We start from the raw sequence: 19,217 nt of genomic DNA on the forward strand, positions 1-19,217 counted from the left end.
ACCGATCGATTCCTTACAAATTCGTAAGGAAAGGTTCATGCAAACGGAGGAAGTCGGCTAACAAAAAATGGTGCGAGTTCACGTATGTAGCAGCTTGCTGGTTGCTTCGAGAACGTGTTCGAGTTTCGCCCCTACGTCGTTGTTCCGAGGCCGGTCGAGGGTGACTTGGCTTGGAACATATCACCGGAGCCGGATCGCGTGATTGTCGAGTTATTTGGCCCTGCCGGGTCGGGCAAAACAACATTTGCACATGCACTTCAGCGCCGTCTGCAAGCTCAGGGCTACGTTGCCAAAGTCGTGCTTTCCTATCAACCCGGTGTCCATTCCACACCACTTGACCCTGGCGGACTTTGGTACGCTTTCCAGCGTGTTGTCAGGGCGATACTGCGAACCGCCGCCTTTGTCTTCCGTCCCTTGAACAACGCGGATGAACTCAGGCTGACAGTCAAGCTGGTCCGAATTTTAACGCCGAGAAATCCGATTTGGTTGATAAGGTTCAGCCGCTACATCCTTGCCCTATCAGTGGCTTGGCAGTATTCGGTCGGCGATCGGGAAATTGTGATTTTCGATCAGGGTTTCATTCAGGCTGTCTGCTCTCTTAGCCTGTTTAGCGGAGTTGCGGACACGGCGTCACTGGCGACGGTCCTGGACCTGATACCCACTTCGGATCTTGCGATAAGTGTGGACGCCGCCGAACCCTTGTTGTCGAAACGGCTGAAGGACCGGCTCTTTCATCAGAGCTATATGGAGCGGCTGTTCGAGGCAGATTCCAAAACCAACTTGCAATCGATACCGATCATCCGCCGGGTAAAAAGCCTCCTTCTCGGCAAAGAGAGATCAACATTAAGCATCGACATGTCGGACGAACGCAGCCTCCAGGAGGCTATATTTCGCGTCGAAAGAGAAATTGCCGAAATGCGTAGCTAGGATCGTTTCAGGTCAACCGAGCGGCCACCACCTCAAGGCAGGCAAGGGTAACCACGCCGCGGGGTTGCGGGAACACAAGGGAACAAAGTCCACGGAAATTCCACCGGCAAAGTGCCGTGCTGCGTCCTTCGTTCGCCTGCCAGTGCCGGGAAAACGTGACCGGCAACGACATCGCATTGAAACTGTTCGGAAGAACTGGTGCTGCGAGAGAGGATTGAACTCTCGACCTCTCCCTTACCAAGGGAGTGCTCTACCACTGAGCTACCGCAGCCGCCGATGGCGGGGCTTCTGCCATATCGAACCGGTAAGCGCAAGGCCAAGAACAACGCTTCTGTGAAAGCCTTTGCCGGATAGCTTTTAATGACATGGCGGCGCCACAATGTTGGCTATCCCTGAACAACAGGGTTGGCCGGTCGCCGGCCGGGACGGGACAATGAGCGACAAGACGATATCACCGAAAAAGGGCGGCACGGACCGCAAGGACCGGCTCGCCGAGCAGTTGCGCGCCAATCTGCAGAAACGCAAGGCGCAATCGCGCTCGCGCCGTACAGGTGAAGCCGACCAGAGGCCGGAAGGGCTCGGCTCGGCCCGGGAAATACAAAAAGATTAACTCAAATCGGCCACTCTTGGACCGGAGCGGGCGAAATCCTATTTCTTGAACCAGATTGGCCAATGGTCTAGACGGGCCGATACTCAAACGATTGAACCGGCCTTTTTGAGCCGAGAGGGACGTTCTTCCATGGATCGCATCAGAATTGTCGGCGGCAACAAGCTCGCCGGAAGCATTCCGATCTCGGGCGCGAAAAATGCCGCCTTGCCGCTGATGATCGCATCGCTTTTGACCGACGACACGCTGACGCTGGAAAACGTGCCGCATCTGGCCGATGTCGAGCAGCTGATCCGCATCCTGGGCAATCACGGCGTCGACTATTCGGTCAATGGCCGCCGCGAGAAGCAGAATGAAGGCTATTCGCGCACCATCAATTTCTCCGCCCGCAACATTGTCGACACAACGGCACCTTACGAGCTGGTGTCGAAGATGCGTGCGTCTTTCTGGGTGATCGGCCCGCTGCTTGCCCGCATGGGCGAAGCCAAGGTGTCGCTGCCCGGCGGCTGCGCCATCGGCACGCGTCCGGTCGACCTGTTCCTCGAAGGCCTGCAGGCGCTCGGTGCCGATCTCGACGTCGACACCGGCTATGTCATCGCCAAGACCAAGAATGGCCGCCTGGTCGGCAACCGCTATGTCTTCCCGAAAGTCTCGGTCGGCGCCACCCATGTGCTGATGATGGCGGCATCGCTGGCCAAGGGCGAAACCGTGCTGGAAAACGCCGCCTGCGAGCCCGAAATCGTCAACCTCGCCGAATGCCTCAACGCCATGGGCGCCAAAATTTCCGGCGCCGGCACGCCGACCATCACCATCGATGGCGTCGAAGCGCTGTCGGGCGCGCGCGTGCGCGTCATTCCGGACCGCATCGAGACCGGCACCTATGCCATGGCCGTCGCCATGACGGGGGGCGATGTCGTGCTCGAAGGCGCGCGGCCAGAGCTGCTGCAGACCGCGCTGGACGTGATTTCGCAGACGGGAGCCGAGATCACACAGACCAATTCCGGCATCCGCGTGAAGCGTAACGGCGCCGGCATTTCGCCGGTCGACGTCACGACCGCGCCCTTCCCGGCCTTCCCGACCGATCTGCAGGCGCAGTTCATGGGCCTGATGACCATGGCCAAGGGCAAGTCGCGCATCACCGAGACGATCTTCGAAAACCGCTTCATGCATGTGCAGGAACTGGCCCGGCTCGGCGCCCACATCACGCTTTCGGGCCAGACGGCGATCGTCGACGGCGTCGCGAAGCTGAAAGGTGCGCCGGTCATGGCCACCGATCTTCGCGCTTCCGTCTCGCTGGTCATCGCCGGCCTTGCCGCCGAAGGCGAGACCACCGTCAACCGCGTCTACCATCTCGACCGCGGCTTCGAGCGGCTGGAGGAAAAGCTCTCCAATTGCGGCGCGGTGATCGAACGGATTTCGGCGTAGCAAGGGCGACCCTGCCTTCGGCGCTGGCGATTTGCGAAAGCAGATGTTGCATCCAATCTCCCTCCTTGCGGGGGAGATCAGCAGCTTGACCGGTCGCAGCTCCCCTTGGCGCGGTTGCACGGATCGCCAAGACCGCCTAACAGAAGGCTGAAACCAACCTTCAGGTGCAATTCCGCATGGCCCTCAAGCTTATCGCGCTCGACGACCAGGACCTGGGCATCGTTTCGGCCCATGTTCAGGACGCCGTCCTGAAAGTCAGTGATCTCGAATACCTGCCCTCGGCCAAGCGCTTCGTGCTGACCATGAACCGTTTCGTCTGGGAGGCGAAGTCGGGCCTGTTTCGCCAGCACAATGAGCGGCGGCAGGCCGTTCTGCATTTCGATCGGGTGCTGGGCGCCAAGACCAATGGCATTGCCCGCGACAAGCCCGCCGAGGTGCTGTCCCTGCTGGCGATCAGCTTCATCGAGATCAGCAAGCCGGCAGGCATCGTCGAGCTGATCTTTTCGGGCGGCGGCACCATCATGCTCGATGTCGAATGCATCGAGGCCCGCCTTGCCGATATTGGCGGCGCGTGGGAAGCCACGTCGCGTCCCGTCCACAAGGCTTGAGCGCCCCATGGCCATCACGCTTGCCCAGTCCGATGCCGATTTCGAGCAGCGTTTCGCCGCCTTCCTGACGACCAAGCGGGAAGTATCCGCCGATGTCGAGGCCGCGGTGCGCGCGATCATCGCTCGGGTTCGCGCCGAGGGCGATGCGGCGCTGATCGACTATTCCAGTCGGTTCGACCGCGCCGACCTGAAAAGCGTCGGCATTGCCGTATCGAAAGACGAAATCGCCAGCGCCTATGATGGCGCCGATGCACAGACGATCAGGGCTCTCGAATTCGCGCGCGACCGCATCAGCGCCTATCATGAACAGCAGCTTCCCAAGGACAATCGCTATACCGATGCCGCCGGAGTCGAACTCGGCTGGCGCTGGACGGCGATCGAAGCCGTCGGGCTCTACGTGCCGGGCGGCACCGCAAGCTATCCAAGTTCGGTGCTGATGAATGCCATACCAGCCAGGGTTGCCGGCGTCGAACGCGTCGCGATCTGCGTGCCCGCCTCCGGCGGCGCCATACCGCCGCTGGTGCTGGTGGCGGCCGACATCGCTGGCGTTTCCGAAATCTATCGCGTCGGCGGCGCCCAGGCGATCGCTGCCCTTGCCTATGGCACCGAAACGATAAAGCCGGTGGCCAAGGTCGTCGGCCCCGGCAATGCCTATGTCGCGGCGGCCAAGCGGCAGGTGTTCGGCACGGTCGGCATCGACATGATCGCCGGCCCCTCGGAAGTGCTCGTGGTGGCCGACGGCAACAACAATCCTGACTGGATCGCCGCCGACCTTCTCGCCCAGGCCGAACACGATATATCGGCGCAATCGATCCTGATCACCGACGATCCGGCCTTCGGCAAGGCAGTCGAACAAGCGGTCCAACGCCAGTTGCAGAGCTTGCCGCGCGGCGAGACCGCCGGGGCGAGCTGGCGCGATTTCGGCGCGGTGATCGAGGTCGCGACCATCGAGGCCGCGCTGCCGCTGGTCGACCGCATCGCGGCCGAACATGTCGAACTGGCCATCGACGATGCCGAAGGTTTTCTGTCGCGGATGCGCAATGCCGGTGCCGTCTTTCTCGGCCGCCACACGCCGGAAGCTATCGGCGACTATGTCGGCGGTTCCAACCACGTGCTGCCGACGGCCCGCTCGGCGCGCTTCTCGTCGGGCCTGTCGGTGCTTGACTTCGTCAAGCGCACCTCGGTCCTGAAACTCGGGCCGGAGCAGTTGCGTGTGCTGGCGCCGGCGGCGATCGCGCTCGCCAAGGCGGAAGGGCTCGACGCGCATGGCCGCTCCGTCGCCATACGGCTGAACATGTAGGCTGAGATGACGGGCCCCGATCAAACCCGCGCAAAGCTGATCGATGTCGAACTCGATGAATCGATCGGCCGTTCAACGCCCGATGTCGAGCACGAGCGGGCGGTGGCGATCTTCGACCTCATCGAGGAGAACAGTTTTCAGCCCGTCAACGACAGCGGCGCCGGTCCCTACCGGCTGAAACTGTCGCTGGCCGAGCAGCGTCTGGTCTTCGCCGTGGCGCGCGAGGACGGCACCGCGGTGGTCACCCACATCCTGTCGCTGACGCCGCTGCGGCGCATCGTCAAGGACTACTACATGATCTGCGAAAGCTATTACGACGCCATCCGCTCCTCGACGCCGAGCCATATCGAGGCGATCGACATGGGCCGGCGCGGTTTGCACAATGAAGGCTCGCAGACGCTGATGGACCGGCTCTCCGGCAAGATCGACATCGACTTCGACACGGCGCGACGGCTGTTCACGCTGGTCTGCGTGCTGCACTGGCGGGGCTAGCCCTGGTACCCGGCGCCCTGCCCCGCTCGATCCTGTTCCTGTGCGGCATGAACGCCGTACGTTCGCCGATGGCCGAGCAACTGGCGCGCCGGATGCTGCCCGCCACCATTTTCGTCGCCTCGGCCGGCGTGCGCGCCGGCGAGCGCGACCCGTTCGTCGACGCCGTGCTTGCAGAAGAGGGTCTCACGCTGGGCGAGCGTCATCCAAGGACGCTGGACGATCTCGAGGACGACTATTTCGACCTGATCGTGACGCTGGCGCCGGAGGCGCACCATGCCGCGCTGGAGCTCACCCGCTCGCTCGCCGTCGAGGTCGAATACTGGCCGACGCAGGATCCGACCGGTGCCGGCGGCACGCGCGAGCAGATCATGGCGGCCTACCGCGACGTGCGCGAGCGGCTGAAGTTGCGCATAAGCCAACGTTTTTTGCCTCCAGAAGCAAAAAACGCGACGGATTAAGCGTGTTCACAAGCGCACGATTATCATATAGGTTCCGCCGAAATTCCGGCCTGGGCGCGCCTGGGCGCCGGAACTGCCATCCAAGCAAAGGTATCGAATGCCGAAGGAAGAAGTCCTCGAGTTTCCGGGTGTCGTGACGGAATTGTTGCCCAACGCGATGTTCCGGGTGAAGCTCGAAAACGAACACGAGATTATCGCCCATACGGCCGGCCGCATGCGCAAGAACCGCATCCGCGTGCTGACCGGCGACAAGGTTCTGGTCGAGATGACGCCATACGACCTGACCAAGGGCCGCATCACCTACCGCTTCAAGTAAGATCAAGGCCGATTGGTCCGCGATGAGCATTTTGCAGAAGCTGGTGCTTGCCTCGGGGTCGCCGCGCCGCATCGAACTCTTGCAGCAGGCCGGCATCGAGCCGGACCGGATCCTGCCCGCCGATATCGACGAAACGCCGCTGCGTGCCGAGCATCCGCGTTCGCTTGCCAAGCGGCTGTCGAAGGAAAAGGCAGAGAAGGCGTTCGCGTCGCTGAAGACCGAGACGGACTATGCGCCAGGCTTCGTGCTGGCCGCCGACACTGTGGTCGCGGTTGGGCGGCGCATCCTGCCCAAGGCCGAAACACTCGATGATGCCGCCAACTGCCTCGGGTTGTTGTCGGGCCGTTCGCACCGTGTCTATTCCGGCATCTGCCTGATCACGCCAGGCGGCAAGCTGCGCCAGCGGCTGGTCGAGACGCGGGTGCGTTTCAAGCGACTGCCGCGCGAGGAGATCGACGCCTATGTCGCCTCTGGCGAATGGCGCGGCAAGGCCGGCGGCTATGCCGTCCAGGGCCTCGCCGGGGCCTTCGTCGTCAAGTTGGTCGGCTCCTACACCAACATCGTTGGGCTGCCGCTCTATGAAACGGTGGCGCTGCTGTCGGGCGAAGGCTTCAAGATCCATCAGAGCTGGCTCACCGCACGGCCATGAACTCCGACTCCAAGGTCACGCCGCTGCGCCCAAAGCGCCCCTGTCCCGAATGCGGCAAGCCATCGGCGCGCGACACCTTTCCGTTCTGCTCGACGCGCTGCAAGGACATCGACCTCAACCGCTGGCTGAAGGGGGCCTATGTCATCAAGGCCCGCGACGACGAGGAAGAGCCGGACGCCGACGAGCCGAAATAAGGCCAGCCCATCAGCGCGGAGCCAGACTTCGATCAGGCCTCCGCCGAGCCCCCGGGGCCATTGGCGTCCGATTGCAAAAAGAATCTGTCGAGGAGGGGAATGCAGGCCGCCCCAAGACCGGCTGCCTGCCGGTCGGACGTGCCCTCCCTGACGAAGAGAGCCGCAAGATCACTGGCGCCGATCGCCGTGAGCTTTTCCCTGATTTCGCGCACCAGCTCGGCTCTCACCCATTGCGGCATGAGGCCGTCCAGCACGATGCCCCTGAATGTGGCAAGCGCCGATGCCGAATGGACCGCCAGCGATATGCTGGACGCGGTTGCCTCGATCCATTTCCTGAGTTCCGGGTCCGGGGCGCGAGACCCTGGCGCCAGGCCGACATCGTCAACCGAAACCGACGTGCCGAGCGGTGCCATGCCGCCGGTCGCAGATGGCACCAGGATGCGTCCGATCCCAGGCCTTGCATCGCGCCGCGAGAAGCCGAGGCGACCATGTTGGACGATGCCTCCGTCAAGCAAATGCCCGATGAAGATATAGAGGAAGTCGGGCGCGCCTCCGGCCAGCCCATAGGCCAATTCCGCGCTGCATGCCGCCACCGCGTCCCGGTCGAGATAGATCGATAGACGTGTTTCCTTGCCCATTTGCAGGGCCAGGTCCTCAAACTCGGCCCACGCGCTCTCCGGACCGTCCGTGCCCTTGCCGTTGGCGACCGCCGCAAGAATATCCGAAGCGACCGCTATTCCGATGTCCTCCAGCCTCGCATGCTGGGCCGCGGTCAGGCGCGAGCGCATCTCGGCGATCGCCGTATATGCGATGCGTGCTATTTCACCCATTTCGCCCGCGCCGTAGGACAGCCTTCGCTGCTCCAGGACCCCGCCGACAAAATCGACCAGTGCTATGTCCGCATGGCGCAGCCCCAGCCGCAGGCCAAGAAACAGCGCTCCCTCGGGATTGATCGACATCGGCACCGACGGCTGTCCGACCTTGCCCTTGACGGGCCTTCCCGCCACCAGCAGTCCTTCCGCCTCGAGGGAGCGGACGATGACGGACGCGGTCTGCTTGGTGAGCCCGGTGATCTCGGCGATCTGGGCTTTGGACAGCTGACCGTGAATCCTGATCAGCGACAGGGCAAGACGTTCATTCGACGCGCGGAGGCCGACCTGGTTCGCGCCCCTGTAACCTGGATAGATACCGTTCGCGCTCGTTCGGGCAGAGCTTCCGCCCCCTATACGTCCGGTCACCGTGAATACCCCAATACGGACGCGCCCGCCGACCTGGATGTTGGCAGACGCAGATACGACCCTTGGCAAGGATTTGCAGGAGGGAGGCAAATAAGTCAATCAAAATTACCTATTGACTTGATCCGCGACCTGAAAGTAGCTGACATGGACCAAAGACGAGGGAAGCGAAGATGGTACGCGGCTACTGGATCGCAACATGGACTGCCAGCCCTATGAATGTGTGGGCCGCCGACATGGTGATCCCAGGGTTCTACAACCAGACGGTTCGCGAGATTGCCCGCATCAGCGTCGGCGGCCAGCGACTAAGGATACGTTTGTCGAACGAGTTCGGCAGCGCACCGGTCGTCATCAATGCGGCCCATGTCGCACTGGCGGGCGAGGACGGAGCCATCCAGCCCCTGACGAGCCGCCCCCTCACCTTTGGCGGCGAGGCGACCGCCTCGATCGCGCCGGGAGCTCCGCTGTTGAGCGATCCCGTGGAATTGGCAACGCCGGCGCTGTCCCGGCTTGCCTTGAGTTTCTATGTGAGCGGCCATCTTCCGGTGGAAACCCATCATTACGAAGCGCAGCAGACGGCATTCATATCCATTCCGGGGAATTTCGCCGCCTCCGAGATCCTGCCGCTCCAGCAAACCACCACCAGCCGCTACTTCGCTTCAGCCATCTACGTCGACGCAAAGGAAGGATCGCGCGCGATTGCCTGCTTCGGCGACTCCATCACCGACGGCTACGGCTCGCAGATAGATGGCGACAGGCGGTGGCCGGACATTCTGAGCGAGCGGCTCAGCGCCGGCACCGCGACGCGGGACCTGGCCGTGCTCAATCTTGGCATCGGCGGCAACCGGCTTCTGAGCAATCGCCGCGGCGCGAAGGCTTTGGAGCGGTTCGACCGCGATGTGCTCAGCCTGCCCAGGGTATCGCATCTCGTCATTCTGGAGGGCGTCAACGACATAGGCTGGCCCAACACCGCGCTTGCGGGCGCCGACGAGGCCATAACGGCAAGACAAATCATATCGGCGATCAGGCAGCTTGCCGCGCGCGCCGAGACCGCCGGCATTCGCGTCATACTGGGGACCCTGACCCCATTCGAAGGAACAACATCGGAATCGCCGGTCGGCGATTTTCACACGCCCGAGAAAGAGAAGGTTCGCGCCGCAGTCAATGAATGGATCCGAAAGGCCGAGGGCGTTCACGGCTTTGTCGACTTCGATGCCGCAGTCCGCGATCCCGGCCGGCCAACCAGGCTCCTCCCAGCCTATGATTGCGGCGATCACATCCACCCGAGCGACGCAGGCTACAGGGCCATGGCGCAAGCCATCGACATGGCCCTATTCGAGTAATGGCATATTTAGTAAGTCATTCTGACTTATTATTGACACGTGCCAATGTTTGTTGCATAACGTCCTCGAAAGCTGGCGAGCCGTGGCCGCAAGCGTCAATGGGAGGATTTCATGCGAACCAATAGTCTGCGGTTGCCGCGCATAGCGCTGGCATGCACGTTGAGTGCCTTCACCGCCTTCGGACCAGCGACTGCTGGAGCGGCGGACCTTTCCTCGATCCTTTTCGTCAATCCGCTGCCCAAATATCCGGCGTGGCGATTGATCGGCGATTGCGTCGCCAACCGGGCGAAGGAGCTGAACATTCCCACGACCGAATCCGGCCCGACCACCGGCAATCTCGATGCCACCGTCATGATTCAGCAGATTCAGCAAGGCATCGCCAACAAGGCGGGAGCGATACTAACCTTTCCGGCGACGGCGGGATTTGTTCCCTTGCTCCAGCAGGCGGGGAAGGCCGGTATCACGGTCGGCACGTTCTATGGCGCTTCCGGAACGGAATCCGGTTCGAACGTGAACATCGGGGCAAACTTCACCCGGGTCGGCGAAATCTTTGTCGAAGCGATAGCAAAGCGCGAGGGTCCGCAGCATGTCGGGCTGATGGCGCAGGGACCAAGCGGCGCGGCCAAAGCCTTCGTCGACGGGTTCACCGCAGCGGCCGCGAAAACCCAGAACGTCACCGTATCCGCTGTGGTCTATACCAATGACGATGCCAGCAAGGCGCTTGACCAGGCCAATGCCCTTTTGACGGCGCATCCCGAGGTCAACGTCATCGCCTCGCATATGGGAACCGCCACGCAGGGCGGGACCGCCGCCATCAAGTCCAAGGGCCTGACCGGCAAGGTCGTATTCGTCGCCAATGGGACGGCAGGTGGCGGCGAGCAAGGACTTGCCGACGGCACCGTCTACAAGCTGATGCTGCAGGATCTTTGTACGGCGGGTACCAAAATGGTCGATTCCGTCGCGGCCATCGCTCACGGCGAGGCGGTTCAGCCGCAAATCGATGTTGGCGTGCGCATGTTCGACGCGAGCGACTACAAGGAGTATCTCGCGAAGGGATGGCAGTGATGGCGATCGCCCAGCCGGACATTCCGGCCCCCGCGCTGGAGATGCGCGGGGTGGGCAAGTCGTTCGGCAACGTCAAGGCGTTGTCGAATGTCGATATCACCGCCGGGGCTGCCGAAATCCATGCCATTGTCGGTGACAATGGCGCGGGCAAGTCGACCACGCTCAAGATCATGTGCGGGATTTTCCGTCCGGATCAGGGGCAATTGCGGCTGGGCGGAAAGTCGGTCGAGATGCGCGACGCGTCGGAGGCCCATCACCTCGGTATCTCGGTTGTTCATCAGGACCTCGCCCTTGTCGAATGCCTGGACATCGCCACGAACATGGCTTTGGGAGCCATTCCGCGCAGAGGACGCTTCCGGCTGGACCGTCGCCGCATGGAGGCGGAAGCCGCCAAGGTGCTGGACGACCTGAAGATAAGGGTCGGTTCGGTCCGGACGCAGATCGGACTTCTTTCTGGCGGCGAACGTCAAATCGTCGCCATCGCCCGCGCGGTCCGGATGGACCTGCCGATCATGCTTCTCGACGAGCCCACCGCGGCACTGGGGGTCCGGGAGACGGCCCATGTGGGAGAAATCCTCGGCGAACTCCGGCAGCAGGGGAAGGCCGTCATCTGTATCAGCCACGACATGGATTTCGTGTTCCGCAACAGCGACAGCATCACTGTCATGCGGCTGGGGCGTTCGGTCGCGACGCGACGCACCAGGGATACCAGCCGTGATGAAATCATCGGACTGATCACAGGTGCGAACCAGGGCGACACTGCCAGTTCCGATCCAACCTTTGCCTGAACGAGGGAACCAGACCATGGCCGGCGAACAGGCAGAACACCAATCCTCGACAGCCTCGCAAGGTGTCCTTTCTACACTGATGTTGCGCCAGGAAACGACATTGCTGGCGGTTATCGTGGCGGTTGGGATCGTTGCCACGCTTCGCAACCCCGCATTCCTCAACCCGGCCAATCTCACCGACATCGCCCGCGCGGCGGTGATCTATTTCGTCATGGGCTGCGGCGCTTCACTGCTCATGATCGGAGGCGGGCTCGATTTCTCCGTGGGCGCCGTCTTCACGCTTGGCGGCATCATCTGCGCGTGGCTGCTGGTTTGGGGAGCGCCCTGGCCGCTCGCCGTGCTGGCGGGCGTGGCGGCCGGTGCCGCCGTCGGATACGTCAACAGCGTGATCATCGAGCGGCTGCACGTGCCTCCGATCATAGCGACCTTGGGCACCTTCTTCATCGTCGGCGGGCTGTGTGTCCAATTCACTGGCGGAGAAGACATTGTCCCGCTGCCCGAAACGTTTCAGGCCCTGGGTCAGGGAGCCGTGCTCGGCATCCCCTACATCGTTCTCTATGCCGTCGCGCTGGGGCTGCTCTTCTGGTTCCTGCTCGAGCAAACGCCGTTCGGTGTCGAGACACGCGCGCTGGGTGGCAATCGCAAAGCCGCGATCGCCAACGGCCTCAAGGTCAACAGGCTCGATACGATCCTCTACGTCACCGCCGGCGCCACCGCCGGCCTTGCCGGTGTCATCTACGCGGCGCGCGTTGGAAGTGGCCAGGTTGCCGCCGGTGGGCCCTCGGTCACACTCTCGGTCGTCACGGCCGTGCTCATAGGCGGTATAAGCTTGCTCGGAGGCCTGGGGACAATCACCGGCGTTGCGGTTGGGGCCCTCCTGCTGTCGGCGATCGATAACGCCCTCATCGTTGCCAGCGTGCCGCCGCAGTACAACAGCATCATCATCGGCGCGATCCTTATCTGCGCAGTGGCGGTTGATCACATGCGCAGGGAACGTCTGTACAAGCGCCGCCGGTGAGGTCTTTCCGGCAGGTTGTCCGATCAAGCCGCGTGGGTCTTGCGGCTTGTCCGCGCCCAGGCCGGCAGCCAGTCGCCATGGGCAGCCAGGAGATCATCGACCAGTGACCAGATCTGGTCGAGATCGAGTTCCGCCGCCGTATGCGGATCCATCATCGCCGCGTGGTAGATGTGCTCGCGGTTCTCGCTCACCAGCGCCCGCACCGTCAGTTCCTGGACATTGATGTTGGTACGGATCAACGCCGTCAGTTGCGGCGGCAGGTCGCCTATATAGGTCGGCTGGATGCCGGAAGCATCGACCAGGCACGGCACTTCGGCGGCGCAATCGCGGGGCAGCGAGGTGATGCAGCCATTGTTGCGGACATTGCCGTAGATCACCGACGGCTCGCCGGTCCAGACCGAATTCATGATCGAGGAGGCGTATTCCTGGGACTGCTCGACCTCGATGCGGTCGGCCGAGCGATAGGCTTCCGCCTGCCCCTTCCAGCGCTCGATCTGTTCGATGCAGCGCTTGGGGTATTCGTCGAGCGGAATGCCGTATTTCTCGATCAGGTCGGGGCGGCTTTCCTTGATGAAATAGGGCGTGTATTCGGCGAAATGCTCCGAGCTTTCGGTGACGAAATAGCCGAGCCTGGTCAGCATGTCGTAGCGCACCTTGTTGGGGCAGCGCGGGTTCCAGCCGGTTTTTGGCGCGCGGCCTTCGCGATAGGCGCGAACGAGATCCGGATAGAGATCGCGATAGGAACCGTCCGGCTGGCGATGCTCGAACTTCAGATAGAACGACATGTGGTTGATGCCGGCCGAGCGATAGCGGATCTCCTCGTAGGGAAGATCGAGATCGTGCGCCAGTTCCATCGCCGTGCCCTGCACCGAATGGCAGAGGCCGACCTGCCGGATGTCGGGGTATTTCTCCGATATGGCCCAGGTGTTGATCGCCATCGGGTTGACATATTGCAGCATGATCGCCTGCGGGCAGACGGCGAGCATGTCCTCGCAGATCGCCCACAGATGCGGCACGGTTCTCAAGCCGCGCATGATGCCGCCGACGCCGAGCGTGTCGGCGATGGTCTGGCGCAGGCCGTATTTCTTCGGCACTTCGAAGTCGGTCACCGTGCAGGGCTCGTAACCGCCGATCTGAAAGGCGACGACGACGAAGTCAGCACCGACCAGCGCCGTGCGCTGGTCGCAATAGGTCTCGGCCTTTGCTTTCACGTCGAGCGTCGCGATCAGCTTGTTGACGACGACAGCGCTTTCTTCCAGCCGCTGCGGATTGATGTCCATCAGCGCGATTGTTGCTCCCGACAAGGCCGGCCGCTGCAGCACGTCGCCGACAATGTTCTTCATGAACACCGTCGAGCCGGCGCCTATGAATGTGATCCTGGGATTTCTTGCCACGCCAATCTCCGGCATAGGTTCAGGCTTGATGCGGCTTCGACTATGCCGCGTGCAAGCCGCCGCCGTCCAGCCTAGGCGAACTGGACGACAACTTGCGGGCGCTGGACATCGCGCTCTCGCCTGCTGAACTCGAGTGCGAGCTCGATCGCATGGTCGCGCCCGGCGCTGTCGGTGAAGAACGGCGGCGCCGGGACGGAGGCTGACTGGCCACAAGGGGCCGACCTCAGGCCATTCCAGCGATGAAAGCACCCGAGGAAGCCGCCTTTCCATGGCATCTCTTTTCCTGCCAGAAATCGACAGCTGGGCGCTGGACAGGCCGAATTCCCGTGCTATAACCCACGCGCTTTCAAGGGGCGCCCCTGGCGCCCTCATGAAATCCGGTTCACGGGAATTCGTTTGCCGGAACAGGCCCAGATAGCTCAGTTGGTAGAGCAGCGGACTGAAAATCCGCGTGTCGGTGGTTCGAATCCGCCTCTGGGCACCATTTCCTTTTCCCATAGCTTCTCATAGCATCCCGCTAGTCAACAAAATCAACAAGTTGGCTTTTCTCGGCTGCTCATACCGACCCGTGGCGTGCCGTTGCAACGCATCGGTTTGTGGGTAACGATCCGGACGTTACCCATACCTGGGAGGTCCGTTACCCATGTCACTCTCCGACTTCGCTTGCAAGAACGCCAAGCCCCGAGGCAAGCCGTATCGCCTTGCTGATGGCGACGGCCTCTATCTCCTCGTCAGGAACAACGGCTCCAAACTCTGGCAATTGCGGTACCGCTACCTAGAGAAGGAAAACATCCTCTCCTTTGGAAAATACCCGTTGGTGTCCCTTCTCGACGCGAGAGGGAAGCGCGACGAAGCCAAGAGGCTGCTGATCGCTGGCATCAGCCCCTCCGCCAAGCGCAAGGAGCAGAAGGATGCGGCCATCACGGAAGCCCGCACCACCTTCGGCCTAATCGCCGAGGACTATGTCACGCGGATGGAGGAACGGGACGCTGCGGCGGCTACCGTCACCAAAACCAAATGGCTCCTCGAAGACCTAGCCAGCCCACTCGCCAGGCGTCCGATCAAAGAGATCACTCCAGCCGAAATTTTCCAGCTCCTCCAAAAGATCGAAAAGAGTGGTCGAAGAGAGACAGCGCGACGTTTACGCGGCGTGATCGGCAGCGTCTTCCGGCTGGCGATCGTCACCTTACGGGCCGAAACAGACCCGACTCTTCACCTCCGAGGCGCTCTCCAACCGCCGAAAGTCAACGGTCGTGCCGCTATCACCGATCAAAGGAAATTCGGCCAGCTCCTCATGACGATCGATGAGTACGACGGCTGGCCAACCCTCAAAGCCGCCCTCCAGTTCCTCGCCCTCACCTGTGTCCGTCCCGGCGAGATACGGGGCGCCATGCGCGACGAGTTCGATCGAAAGAAGGCCATCTGGAATATCCCGGCCGAGCGCATGAAGATGCGTGCTCCGCACGACGTGCCACTATCCAAACAGGCGCTTCTGGTCTTGGAAGAGGTCTGGCCGCTCTCCGAACATGGCGGCCTTGTCTTTCCTTCGATCCGCTCGACTAAGCGGCCGCTTTCCGAGAACGCTATGAATGCCGCGCTGCGGCGTATGGGCTATGGAAAGGACGAAGTGACCGCCCATGGGTTCCGGGTGACCGCCAGCACCATCCTCAACGCCCGCAACTACGATCCAGACGTCATTGAGGCAGTCCTGGCGCACCAGGACACGAACGCCATCAGGCGGACCTACAACCGAGCGACCTATTGGGACCAGCGGGTCGCGCTAATGCAGGAGTGGGGAGATCTGCTAGATTCGCTAAAGGCTAACCATTAGTTTGACGGACATTCCACGATCGGATCGCAGTTTCCGTGCTGGCGTGATCCCTACGCTATATGCACCTGAGCCGCTCAACCATAAGCCTCCAAGGCTGCGACGAGCTTGGCTGCTTCGTCGCGATACCGCGCCACATCCGCGCGGGTAGCAGCGCGGTGTGACCGATAGGCCGGCAGATCGCCCGCAATCGCCTTCAAGTCGCGAAGAACGGATGCGATGTGCGGCCATGGGAAATCGGTTGGGTCGCCGATATCCCGGTCTGCGCCAACAATCATTTCCAGCTTTGCGATGATCCCAGCGAGCGATAGAGCCCTAAGGTTGGGGATGGCATCCTGGAATCCGAGCACCTCTGTTATGGCAAACACCTCGGCCTCTCGGGCTACCGCATAGTTCGACCCCGCATCCGACGCGACCGACGACTTTCGCTCCCCTGTAGGACCGCCAGCAGTCAATACCGGTTTTCCGGTATTGACCATTATTCGTGTCTCCAACCGCTGCTGCACCCGACACAGCACTAACGACACATGTCGAGCCCGATGCCACTCGGTCCATAGGCTCAATGCGGGATCATCTGCCCTCCGAATTGCAGTTGTCCGAATTGTCGGCTCATTGAATATGGGTGTGGTCTCTAGCGGCATCGAACACCTCCTCACCAATTTTCGTCATGGCCATTCGACTGGCCATGAAATACATATTATAGTTGATAAACTTAAAGTATGTAAACGGCGAATGTGGCGCATGGACATGCGTCAACTGGTTGGAAGGAACTTTGCCCGACTTCGAAGAGAGAAGGGCCTGACGCAGGAGCAGGTGGAAGCTCGGTCGGGCTACAGCCAGCAGTACCTAAGCAGTCTAGAACGTGGCCGGCGCAATCCGACTGTTATTACCCTTTTCGAGCTCTCCCAGGCGTTGGGTGTCTGCCACGTCGAACTAGTTAAGCCCGAAGACGACCGGTAGCGCCGTCTAACGTGTCGATCAATTGCATGCGCGCCTAGCCACTCGCGAGCGCGCCCTCCCGTCGGCTTCGAACTCATCTTGGTTGGCCGCAATGAAGATGTACGACCCCGAAAACTGTCGTTGGTTCGCTCGTTCCGAACAGCGGCTTAGACTTTCCGGTCCACATGCCCCGTGACGGCTGTGGAGGCGCTTCATATGCAGAAGTGCCCCTTTATGCATAGCGGCAATAGGCGACCGCTGTGAGCTCTCGACCATTTAAGCCATGGTTGCCTAAATTCTAAGCGGCGTTAAGCAGCCTTGTACACTCACCAACGACATACTCAGGAACACTCTCAAACTTATGGGGGTTGAGCTGCATGACGTACTCGTTCTCAATATGATAGGACTCATTGATAAATTTCGTTATGATGTCGTCCTCATGCTTTCCTCTAATAATGCGAAATAGCTGGATTTTTTCGTAGCCCACTTCGGTCGCGAAAAACTTCTCTTTCATAACCTTGTCATCGCTCACTTCGCTCAACAGCGAATCGTAATCGAACTCAGGAATACGTTTCTTGATATCTGACTCCGCCTCAGCTTTTTCAGCCGCCGTCATATCCCGATTTTCCGCCGCAGATTGGATGGTTGGCGTCGCACGTTTCTTAAACAAGCTTGCGAGCAGATTGTACTCCAGACTCATGTTATCCGTTATTTCATAGTAACGTCGCAGATATATGGCCTTGATCAACGTATCACTGTGTCCCGACAGTATCTCCGTGCAGATTGTCGCGAACGTATGAATGTCATCAGACTTAATCTCTACCTCCGTTACCAGTCCATTCCTAGATGACAAGAAAGTCGCTGAGGGATGAGATCCTTGAAACACCTTGGCCGTGCTCTTGATCACATCGATTGCCGGCTCTATATCGTGCGTCAACATAAGCGTCGTGCGATCTCGAAGACTTGCCTTGCCCCGAAAAAGCTCGTGCAGAATTGCAAATTTCTTATTTTTGTCAAAGGACGATATAGGATCGTCGAGGATGATGATATCAGGATTTTCACTTAGAACCTGATGCATGAAAAGCACTAACGCAAAGGCGTTCTTTTCACCATAGCTTAGGTGTTTTGACGCCGAATCAATGTGTCCCGTCAAATCTTGGTGCAATAACTTCATTTTATATGAATCTGGCTCTGGAATAATAATAACGGAATATTTATAGCCAGCCGACTTAAGGAAGTTATTGATGCTGTCTTGATTATCCTCGATAGTCTTCTTAATCTTCGCCTTGTGTTTGTTGATGCTGCCTTTCAACGCTCCAACCTTCTTTATAAGCTCTTCGAGCTGCGCGTTGATTGGATCAGTCACATTTCGAGTTTCATCGGAGTCCAGCTTGTCGATCATGCCAAGGTCGATCTTCAGCAGCTGTATTTTGTCGCCGATCTCATCCACGTCGCGCAGAGAGAAGAACGAGATTGTTCGAAGACCTTCGAGCTTCACAATGAGCGCTTCAATGTCCGTCTTGAGCCCGCTTAAGAAGCTTTTTTCAGGAGCAGTTAATTCGAGCTTCGCTTTGGTGATTTTTTCAAGGTTTTCCTGGCACTTGGTGCTAAAATATTTTCCGAGACGTTCAATTACCGCCTTGAGGGTATTAAGATGGCCAATCGCAGTGGCATCATACTCTTTGGCGACGGCCAGAGGGATGTCCTTTTGTGGACCCTCGGGCAACACTGTTGAGCAGTAGGGACATGTATCCCCGAGCTTCAGGAATTCGTTGCCCTTAATCTGCCAACCAATCCATTTCGATGGGTCGGGACTTTTGATAAACGATTCAAACGGCTTAAGGGCCTCCGGTATGTTTTCAATTTTATTCCCCGAGCCATAGGCTTTGAGTAGTTTGCTCGATTTCGGAATTGAGCCATCCGCGTTAGTTTTGCCAAATGCGTCACGCAGCTCTTTCAGGTCTTTTGTCGCTTGCTCGATTTCCGCATTGTCGGAGAACGCCTTCTTGATACCTGCAAATAGGCCTTCAATCTCAATCATCGTGCTCGAATACTCTGGAGTTTTGATAAAGATATCAAAGCTATTCTTGACGACTTCGTCCTGCCGAAACGCAAATTGATTGACATATTCTTCATCAAATACCAGAGCCGACGCGATCCCCTCTATGCCACCTACTTTCGGTTGGCCAGAGCCGACCTTGCCCCTGCCTTTGAATGGCGCCAGGTCTTGAAGAGTGCCATCATTGCGAGCCTGACTCACTATGGCTTTGGCGACGGTGCTCTTGCCTAATCCATTAGGGCCGTACTTTATATTTAAGCTTCCTTTTTTTATAACAATATCTGCACAATCGATGCTGTTGCAATTTTCTATTTTGATCTGATAGTCGGCCATGCCGCCCCTCTTGCATAATTATGGTGATTATCCGGATGCGTTAGCCGGTGGTCGTAAAGCAACACAATCTTGGACGCTGCCGGCCCGCTTGGGAAGGGCATTCGGCCGTCCTGGCGCCAAATCTCCGCCGCTCCAGAACAAAGCTGGGAGCCTGGATCGCTGTTGGCACAAAGTGAATATCCTGGGGTGCTGCGCTAGATTTTAAGGCTCAGCTCAGCGAGATCGCCTATTGTTGAGGC

Annotated in this window: 20 protein-coding genes and 2 tRNA genes; 17 read left to right on the forward strand and 5 right to left on the reverse strand. The window is 59.9% G+C overall.

Translation table 11 applies throughout. The features are described 5' to 3' along the window. Positions 1 to 165 precede the first annotated feature (165 nt). Positions 166 to 927: a hypothetical protein gene (locus FJ977_RS27145; RefSeq protein WP_140775261.1), complete on the forward strand. Its 762-nt coding sequence runs from the start codon at positions 166 to 168 to the stop codon at positions 925 to 927. Between the two features lie 196 nt (positions 928 to 1,123). On the opposite strand, the gene FJ977_RS27150 is transcribed toward FJ977_RS27145, so the two are convergent. Beyond that, a tRNA-Thr gene (locus FJ977_RS27150) sits at positions 1,124 to 1,198 on the reverse strand. Between the two features lie 162 nt (positions 1,199 to 1,360). Here FJ977_RS27150 and FJ977_RS27155 point away from each other — a divergent pair. The 9 genes from FJ977_RS27155 to yacG all read left to right on the forward strand — a co-directional run bounded on the left by FJ977_RS27155 (position 1,361) and on the right by yacG (position 6,976). Next, on the forward strand, positions 1,361 to 1,537 hold the full coding sequence (locus FJ977_RS27155) for a hypothetical protein (protein ID WP_140775262.1): 177 nt from the start codon (positions 1,361 to 1,363) through the stop codon (positions 1,535 to 1,537). Positions 1,538 to 1,666: 129 nt separating this feature from the next. Beyond that, a complete protein-coding gene (murA, locus tag FJ977_RS27160) occupies positions 1,667 to 2,959 on the forward strand; it encodes a UDP-N-acetylglucosamine 1-carboxyvinyltransferase (protein ID WP_140775263.1) in 1,293 nt (430 codons plus the stop codon). 176 nt (positions 2,960 to 3,135) lie between these two features. Then, positions 3,136 to 3,567, forward strand: coding sequence for a DUF2948 family protein (locus FJ977_RS27165; RefSeq protein ID WP_140775264.1), 432 nt, complete (start codon positions 3,136 to 3,138; stop codon positions 3,565 to 3,567). A 7-nt stretch (positions 3,568 to 3,574) separates the two neighbouring features. Beyond that, on the forward strand, positions 3,575 to 4,867 hold the full coding sequence (gene hisD / locus FJ977_RS27170) for a histidinol dehydrogenase (protein WP_140775265.1): 1,293 nt from the start codon (positions 3,575 to 3,577) through the stop codon (positions 4,865 to 4,867). A 6-nt stretch (positions 4,868 to 4,873) separates the two neighbouring features. After that, the gene (locus FJ977_RS27175; protein WP_056565905.1) at positions 4,874 to 5,359 is read left to right on the forward strand and encodes a UPF0262 family protein; all 486 of its coding nucleotides are present in this window, start codon (positions 4,874 to 4,876) and stop codon (positions 5,357 to 5,359) included. Next, positions 5,347 to 5,817, forward strand: coding sequence for a low molecular weight phosphatase family protein (locus FJ977_RS27180; protein ID WP_140775266.1), 471 nt, complete (start codon positions 5,347 to 5,349; stop codon positions 5,815 to 5,817). Before FJ977_RS27175 ends, FJ977_RS27180 begins: the two co-directional genes overlap by 13 nt. A 97-nt stretch (positions 5,818 to 5,914) precedes the next feature. Then, a complete protein-coding gene (gene infA / locus FJ977_RS27185) occupies positions 5,915 to 6,133 on the forward strand; it encodes a translation initiation factor IF-1 (RefSeq protein WP_006200926.1) in 219 nt (72 codons plus the stop codon). A 22-nt stretch (positions 6,134 to 6,155) separates the two neighbouring features. Continuing rightward, entirely contained in the window at positions 6,156 to 6,782 is a 627-nt protein-coding gene (locus FJ977_RS27190; protein WP_140775267.1) for a Maf-like protein, read from the forward strand. Next, positions 6,779 to 6,976 (forward strand): DNA gyrase inhibitor YacG, encoded by a 198-nt coding sequence (gene yacG, locus FJ977_RS27195; protein ID WP_140775268.1) that lies wholly within the window; start codon positions 6,779 to 6,781, stop codon positions 6,974 to 6,976. Before FJ977_RS27190 ends, yacG begins: the two co-directional genes overlap by 4 nt. Before the next feature lie 32 nt (positions 6,977 to 7,008). Here the strand turns inward: yacG and FJ977_RS27200 are convergent, their stop codons facing one another. Next, positions 7,009 to 8,214: an ROK family transcriptional regulator gene (locus FJ977_RS27200; RefSeq protein WP_181180088.1), complete on the reverse strand. Its 1,206-nt coding sequence runs from the start codon at positions 8,212 to 8,214 to the stop codon at positions 7,009 to 7,011. A 170-nt stretch (positions 8,215 to 8,384) separates the two neighbouring features. On the opposite strand from FJ977_RS27200, the gene FJ977_RS27205 reads away from it, so the two are divergent. The 4 genes from FJ977_RS27205 (at position 8,385) to FJ977_RS27220 (ending at position 12,425) form a co-directional block, all read left to right on the forward strand. Further along, the gene (locus tag FJ977_RS27205; protein ID WP_140775270.1) at positions 8,385 to 9,554 is read left to right on the forward strand and encodes an SGNH/GDSL hydrolase family protein; all 1,170 of its coding nucleotides are present in this window, start codon (positions 8,385 to 8,387) and stop codon (positions 9,552 to 9,554) included. A gap of 111 nt (positions 9,555 to 9,665) precedes the next feature. Continuing rightward, a complete protein-coding gene (locus tag FJ977_RS27210; RefSeq protein WP_140775271.1) occupies positions 9,666 to 10,619 on the forward strand; it encodes a sugar ABC transporter substrate-binding protein in 954 nt (317 codons plus the stop codon). Beyond that, positions 10,619 to 11,407 carry an ATP-binding cassette domain-containing protein gene (locus FJ977_RS27215; protein ID WP_210243878.1) on the forward strand — a complete coding sequence of 263 codons (789 nt, stop codon included), beginning with the start codon at positions 10,619 to 10,621 and terminating at the stop codon, positions 11,405 to 11,407. The genes FJ977_RS27210 and FJ977_RS27215 overlap by 1 nt, the downstream gene beginning before the upstream one ends. A gap of 16 nt (positions 11,408 to 11,423) precedes the next feature. Continuing rightward, positions 11,424 to 12,425: an ABC transporter permease gene (locus FJ977_RS27220; protein WP_140775272.1), complete on the forward strand. Its 1,002-nt coding sequence runs from the start codon at positions 11,424 to 11,426 to the stop codon at positions 12,423 to 12,425. 23 nt (positions 12,426 to 12,448) lie between these two features. Here the strand turns inward: FJ977_RS27220 and FJ977_RS27225 are convergent, their stop codons facing one another. Beyond that, positions 12,449 to 13,819 carry an alpha-glucosidase/alpha-galactosidase gene (locus FJ977_RS27225; RefSeq protein WP_140775273.1) on the reverse strand — a complete coding sequence of 457 codons (1,371 nt, stop codon included), beginning with the start codon at positions 13,817 to 13,819 and terminating at the stop codon, positions 12,449 to 12,451. Between the two features lie 408 nt (positions 13,820 to 14,227). Here FJ977_RS27225 and FJ977_RS27230 point away from each other — a divergent pair. Both FJ977_RS27230 and FJ977_RS27235 read left to right on the forward strand, forming a co-directional pair. Then, positions 14,228 to 14,303: transfer RNA gene (locus FJ977_RS27230), tRNA-Phe, on the forward strand. A 159-nt stretch (positions 14,304 to 14,462) separates the two neighbouring features. Further along, positions 14,463 to 15,650 carry an integrase arm-type DNA-binding domain-containing protein gene (locus FJ977_RS27235; RefSeq protein ID WP_140775274.1) on the forward strand — a complete coding sequence of 396 codons (1,188 nt, stop codon included), beginning with the start codon at positions 14,463 to 14,465 and terminating at the stop codon, positions 15,648 to 15,650. A 74-nt stretch (positions 15,651 to 15,724) separates the two neighbouring features. Here FJ977_RS27235 and FJ977_RS27240 read toward each other — a convergent pair whose 3' ends face one another. Beyond that, positions 15,725 to 16,126 (reverse strand): hypothetical protein, encoded by a 402-nt coding sequence (locus FJ977_RS27240; RefSeq protein ID WP_246683355.1) that lies wholly within the window; start codon positions 16,124 to 16,126, stop codon positions 15,725 to 15,727. A 262-nt stretch (positions 16,127 to 16,388) separates the two neighbouring features. On the opposite strand from FJ977_RS27240, the gene FJ977_RS27245 reads away from it, so the two are divergent. Further along, complete coding sequence (locus FJ977_RS27245; protein WP_140775275.1) at positions 16,389 to 16,607, forward strand: helix-turn-helix transcriptional regulator; 219 nt, start codon at positions 16,389 to 16,391, stop codon at positions 16,605 to 16,607. A 277-nt stretch (positions 16,608 to 16,884) separates the two neighbouring features. Here FJ977_RS27245 and FJ977_RS27250 read toward each other — a convergent pair whose 3' ends face one another. Then, positions 16,885 to 18,978 carry an AAA family ATPase gene (locus tag FJ977_RS27250; protein WP_140775276.1) on the reverse strand — a complete coding sequence of 698 codons (2,094 nt, stop codon included), beginning with the start codon at positions 18,976 to 18,978 and terminating at the stop codon, positions 16,885 to 16,887. Positions 18,979 to 19,217: the final 239 nt, after the last annotated feature.

It is taken from the genome of Mesorhizobium sp. B2-1-3A, from assembly GCF_006442655.1.
Lineage (GTDB): Bacteria > Pseudomonadota > Alphaproteobacteria > Rhizobiales > Rhizobiaceae > Mesorhizobium.

Coding starts and splice junctions, on each gene's coding strand:
- FJ977_RS27155 (WP_140775262.1), top strand. CDS start 1,361: ATGAGCGACAAGACGATATCACCGAAAAAGGGCGGCACGGACCGCAAG.
- murA (WP_140775263.1), top strand. CDS start 1,667: ATGGATCGCATCAGAATTGTCGGCGGCAACAAGCTCGCCGGAAGCATT.
- FJ977_RS27165 (WP_140775264.1), top strand. CDS start 3,136: ATGGCCCTCAAGCTTATCGCGCTCGACGACCAGGACCTGGGCATCGTT.
- hisD (WP_140775265.1), top strand. CDS start 3,575: ATGGCCATCACGCTTGCCCAGTCCGATGCCGATTTCGAGCAGCGTTTC.
- FJ977_RS27175 (WP_056565905.1), top strand. CDS start 4,874: ATGACGGGCCCCGATCAAACCCGCGCAAAGCTGATCGATGTCGAACTC.
- infA (WP_006200926.1), top strand. CDS start 5,915: ATGCCGAAGGAAGAAGTCCTCGAGTTTCCGGGTGTCGTGACGGAATTG.
- FJ977_RS27190 (WP_140775267.1), top strand. CDS start 6,156: ATGAGCATTTTGCAGAAGCTGGTGCTTGCCTCGGGGTCGCCGCGCCGC.
- yacG (WP_140775268.1), top strand. CDS start 6,779: ATGAACTCCGACTCCAAGGTCACGCCGCTGCGCCCAAAGCGCCCCTGT.
- FJ977_RS27205 (WP_140775270.1), top strand. CDS start 8,385: ATGGTACGCGGCTACTGGATCGCAACATGGACTGCCAGCCCTATGAAT.
- FJ977_RS27210 (WP_140775271.1), top strand. CDS start 9,666: ATGCGAACCAATAGTCTGCGGTTGCCGCGCATAGCGCTGGCATGCACG.
- FJ977_RS27215 (WP_210243878.1), top strand. CDS start 10,619: ATGGCGATCGCCCAGCCGGACATTCCGGCCCCCGCGCTGGAGATGCGC.
- FJ977_RS27220 (WP_140775272.1), top strand. CDS start 11,424: ATGGCCGGCGAACAGGCAGAACACCAATCCTCGACAGCCTCGCAAGGT.
- FJ977_RS27235 (WP_140775274.1), top strand. CDS start 14,463: ATGTCACTCTCCGACTTCGCTTGCAAGAACGCCAAGCCCCGAGGCAAG.
- FJ977_RS27240 (WP_246683355.1), bottom strand. CDS start 16,126: ATGGTCAATACCGGAAAACCGGTATTGACTGCTGGCGGTCCTACAGGG.
- FJ977_RS27245 (WP_140775275.1), top strand. CDS start 16,389: ATGGACATGCGTCAACTGGTTGGAAGGAACTTTGCCCGACTTCGAAGA.
- FJ977_RS27250 (WP_140775276.1), bottom strand. CDS start 18,978: ATGGCCGACTATCAGATCAAAATAGAAAATTGCAACAGCATCGATTGT.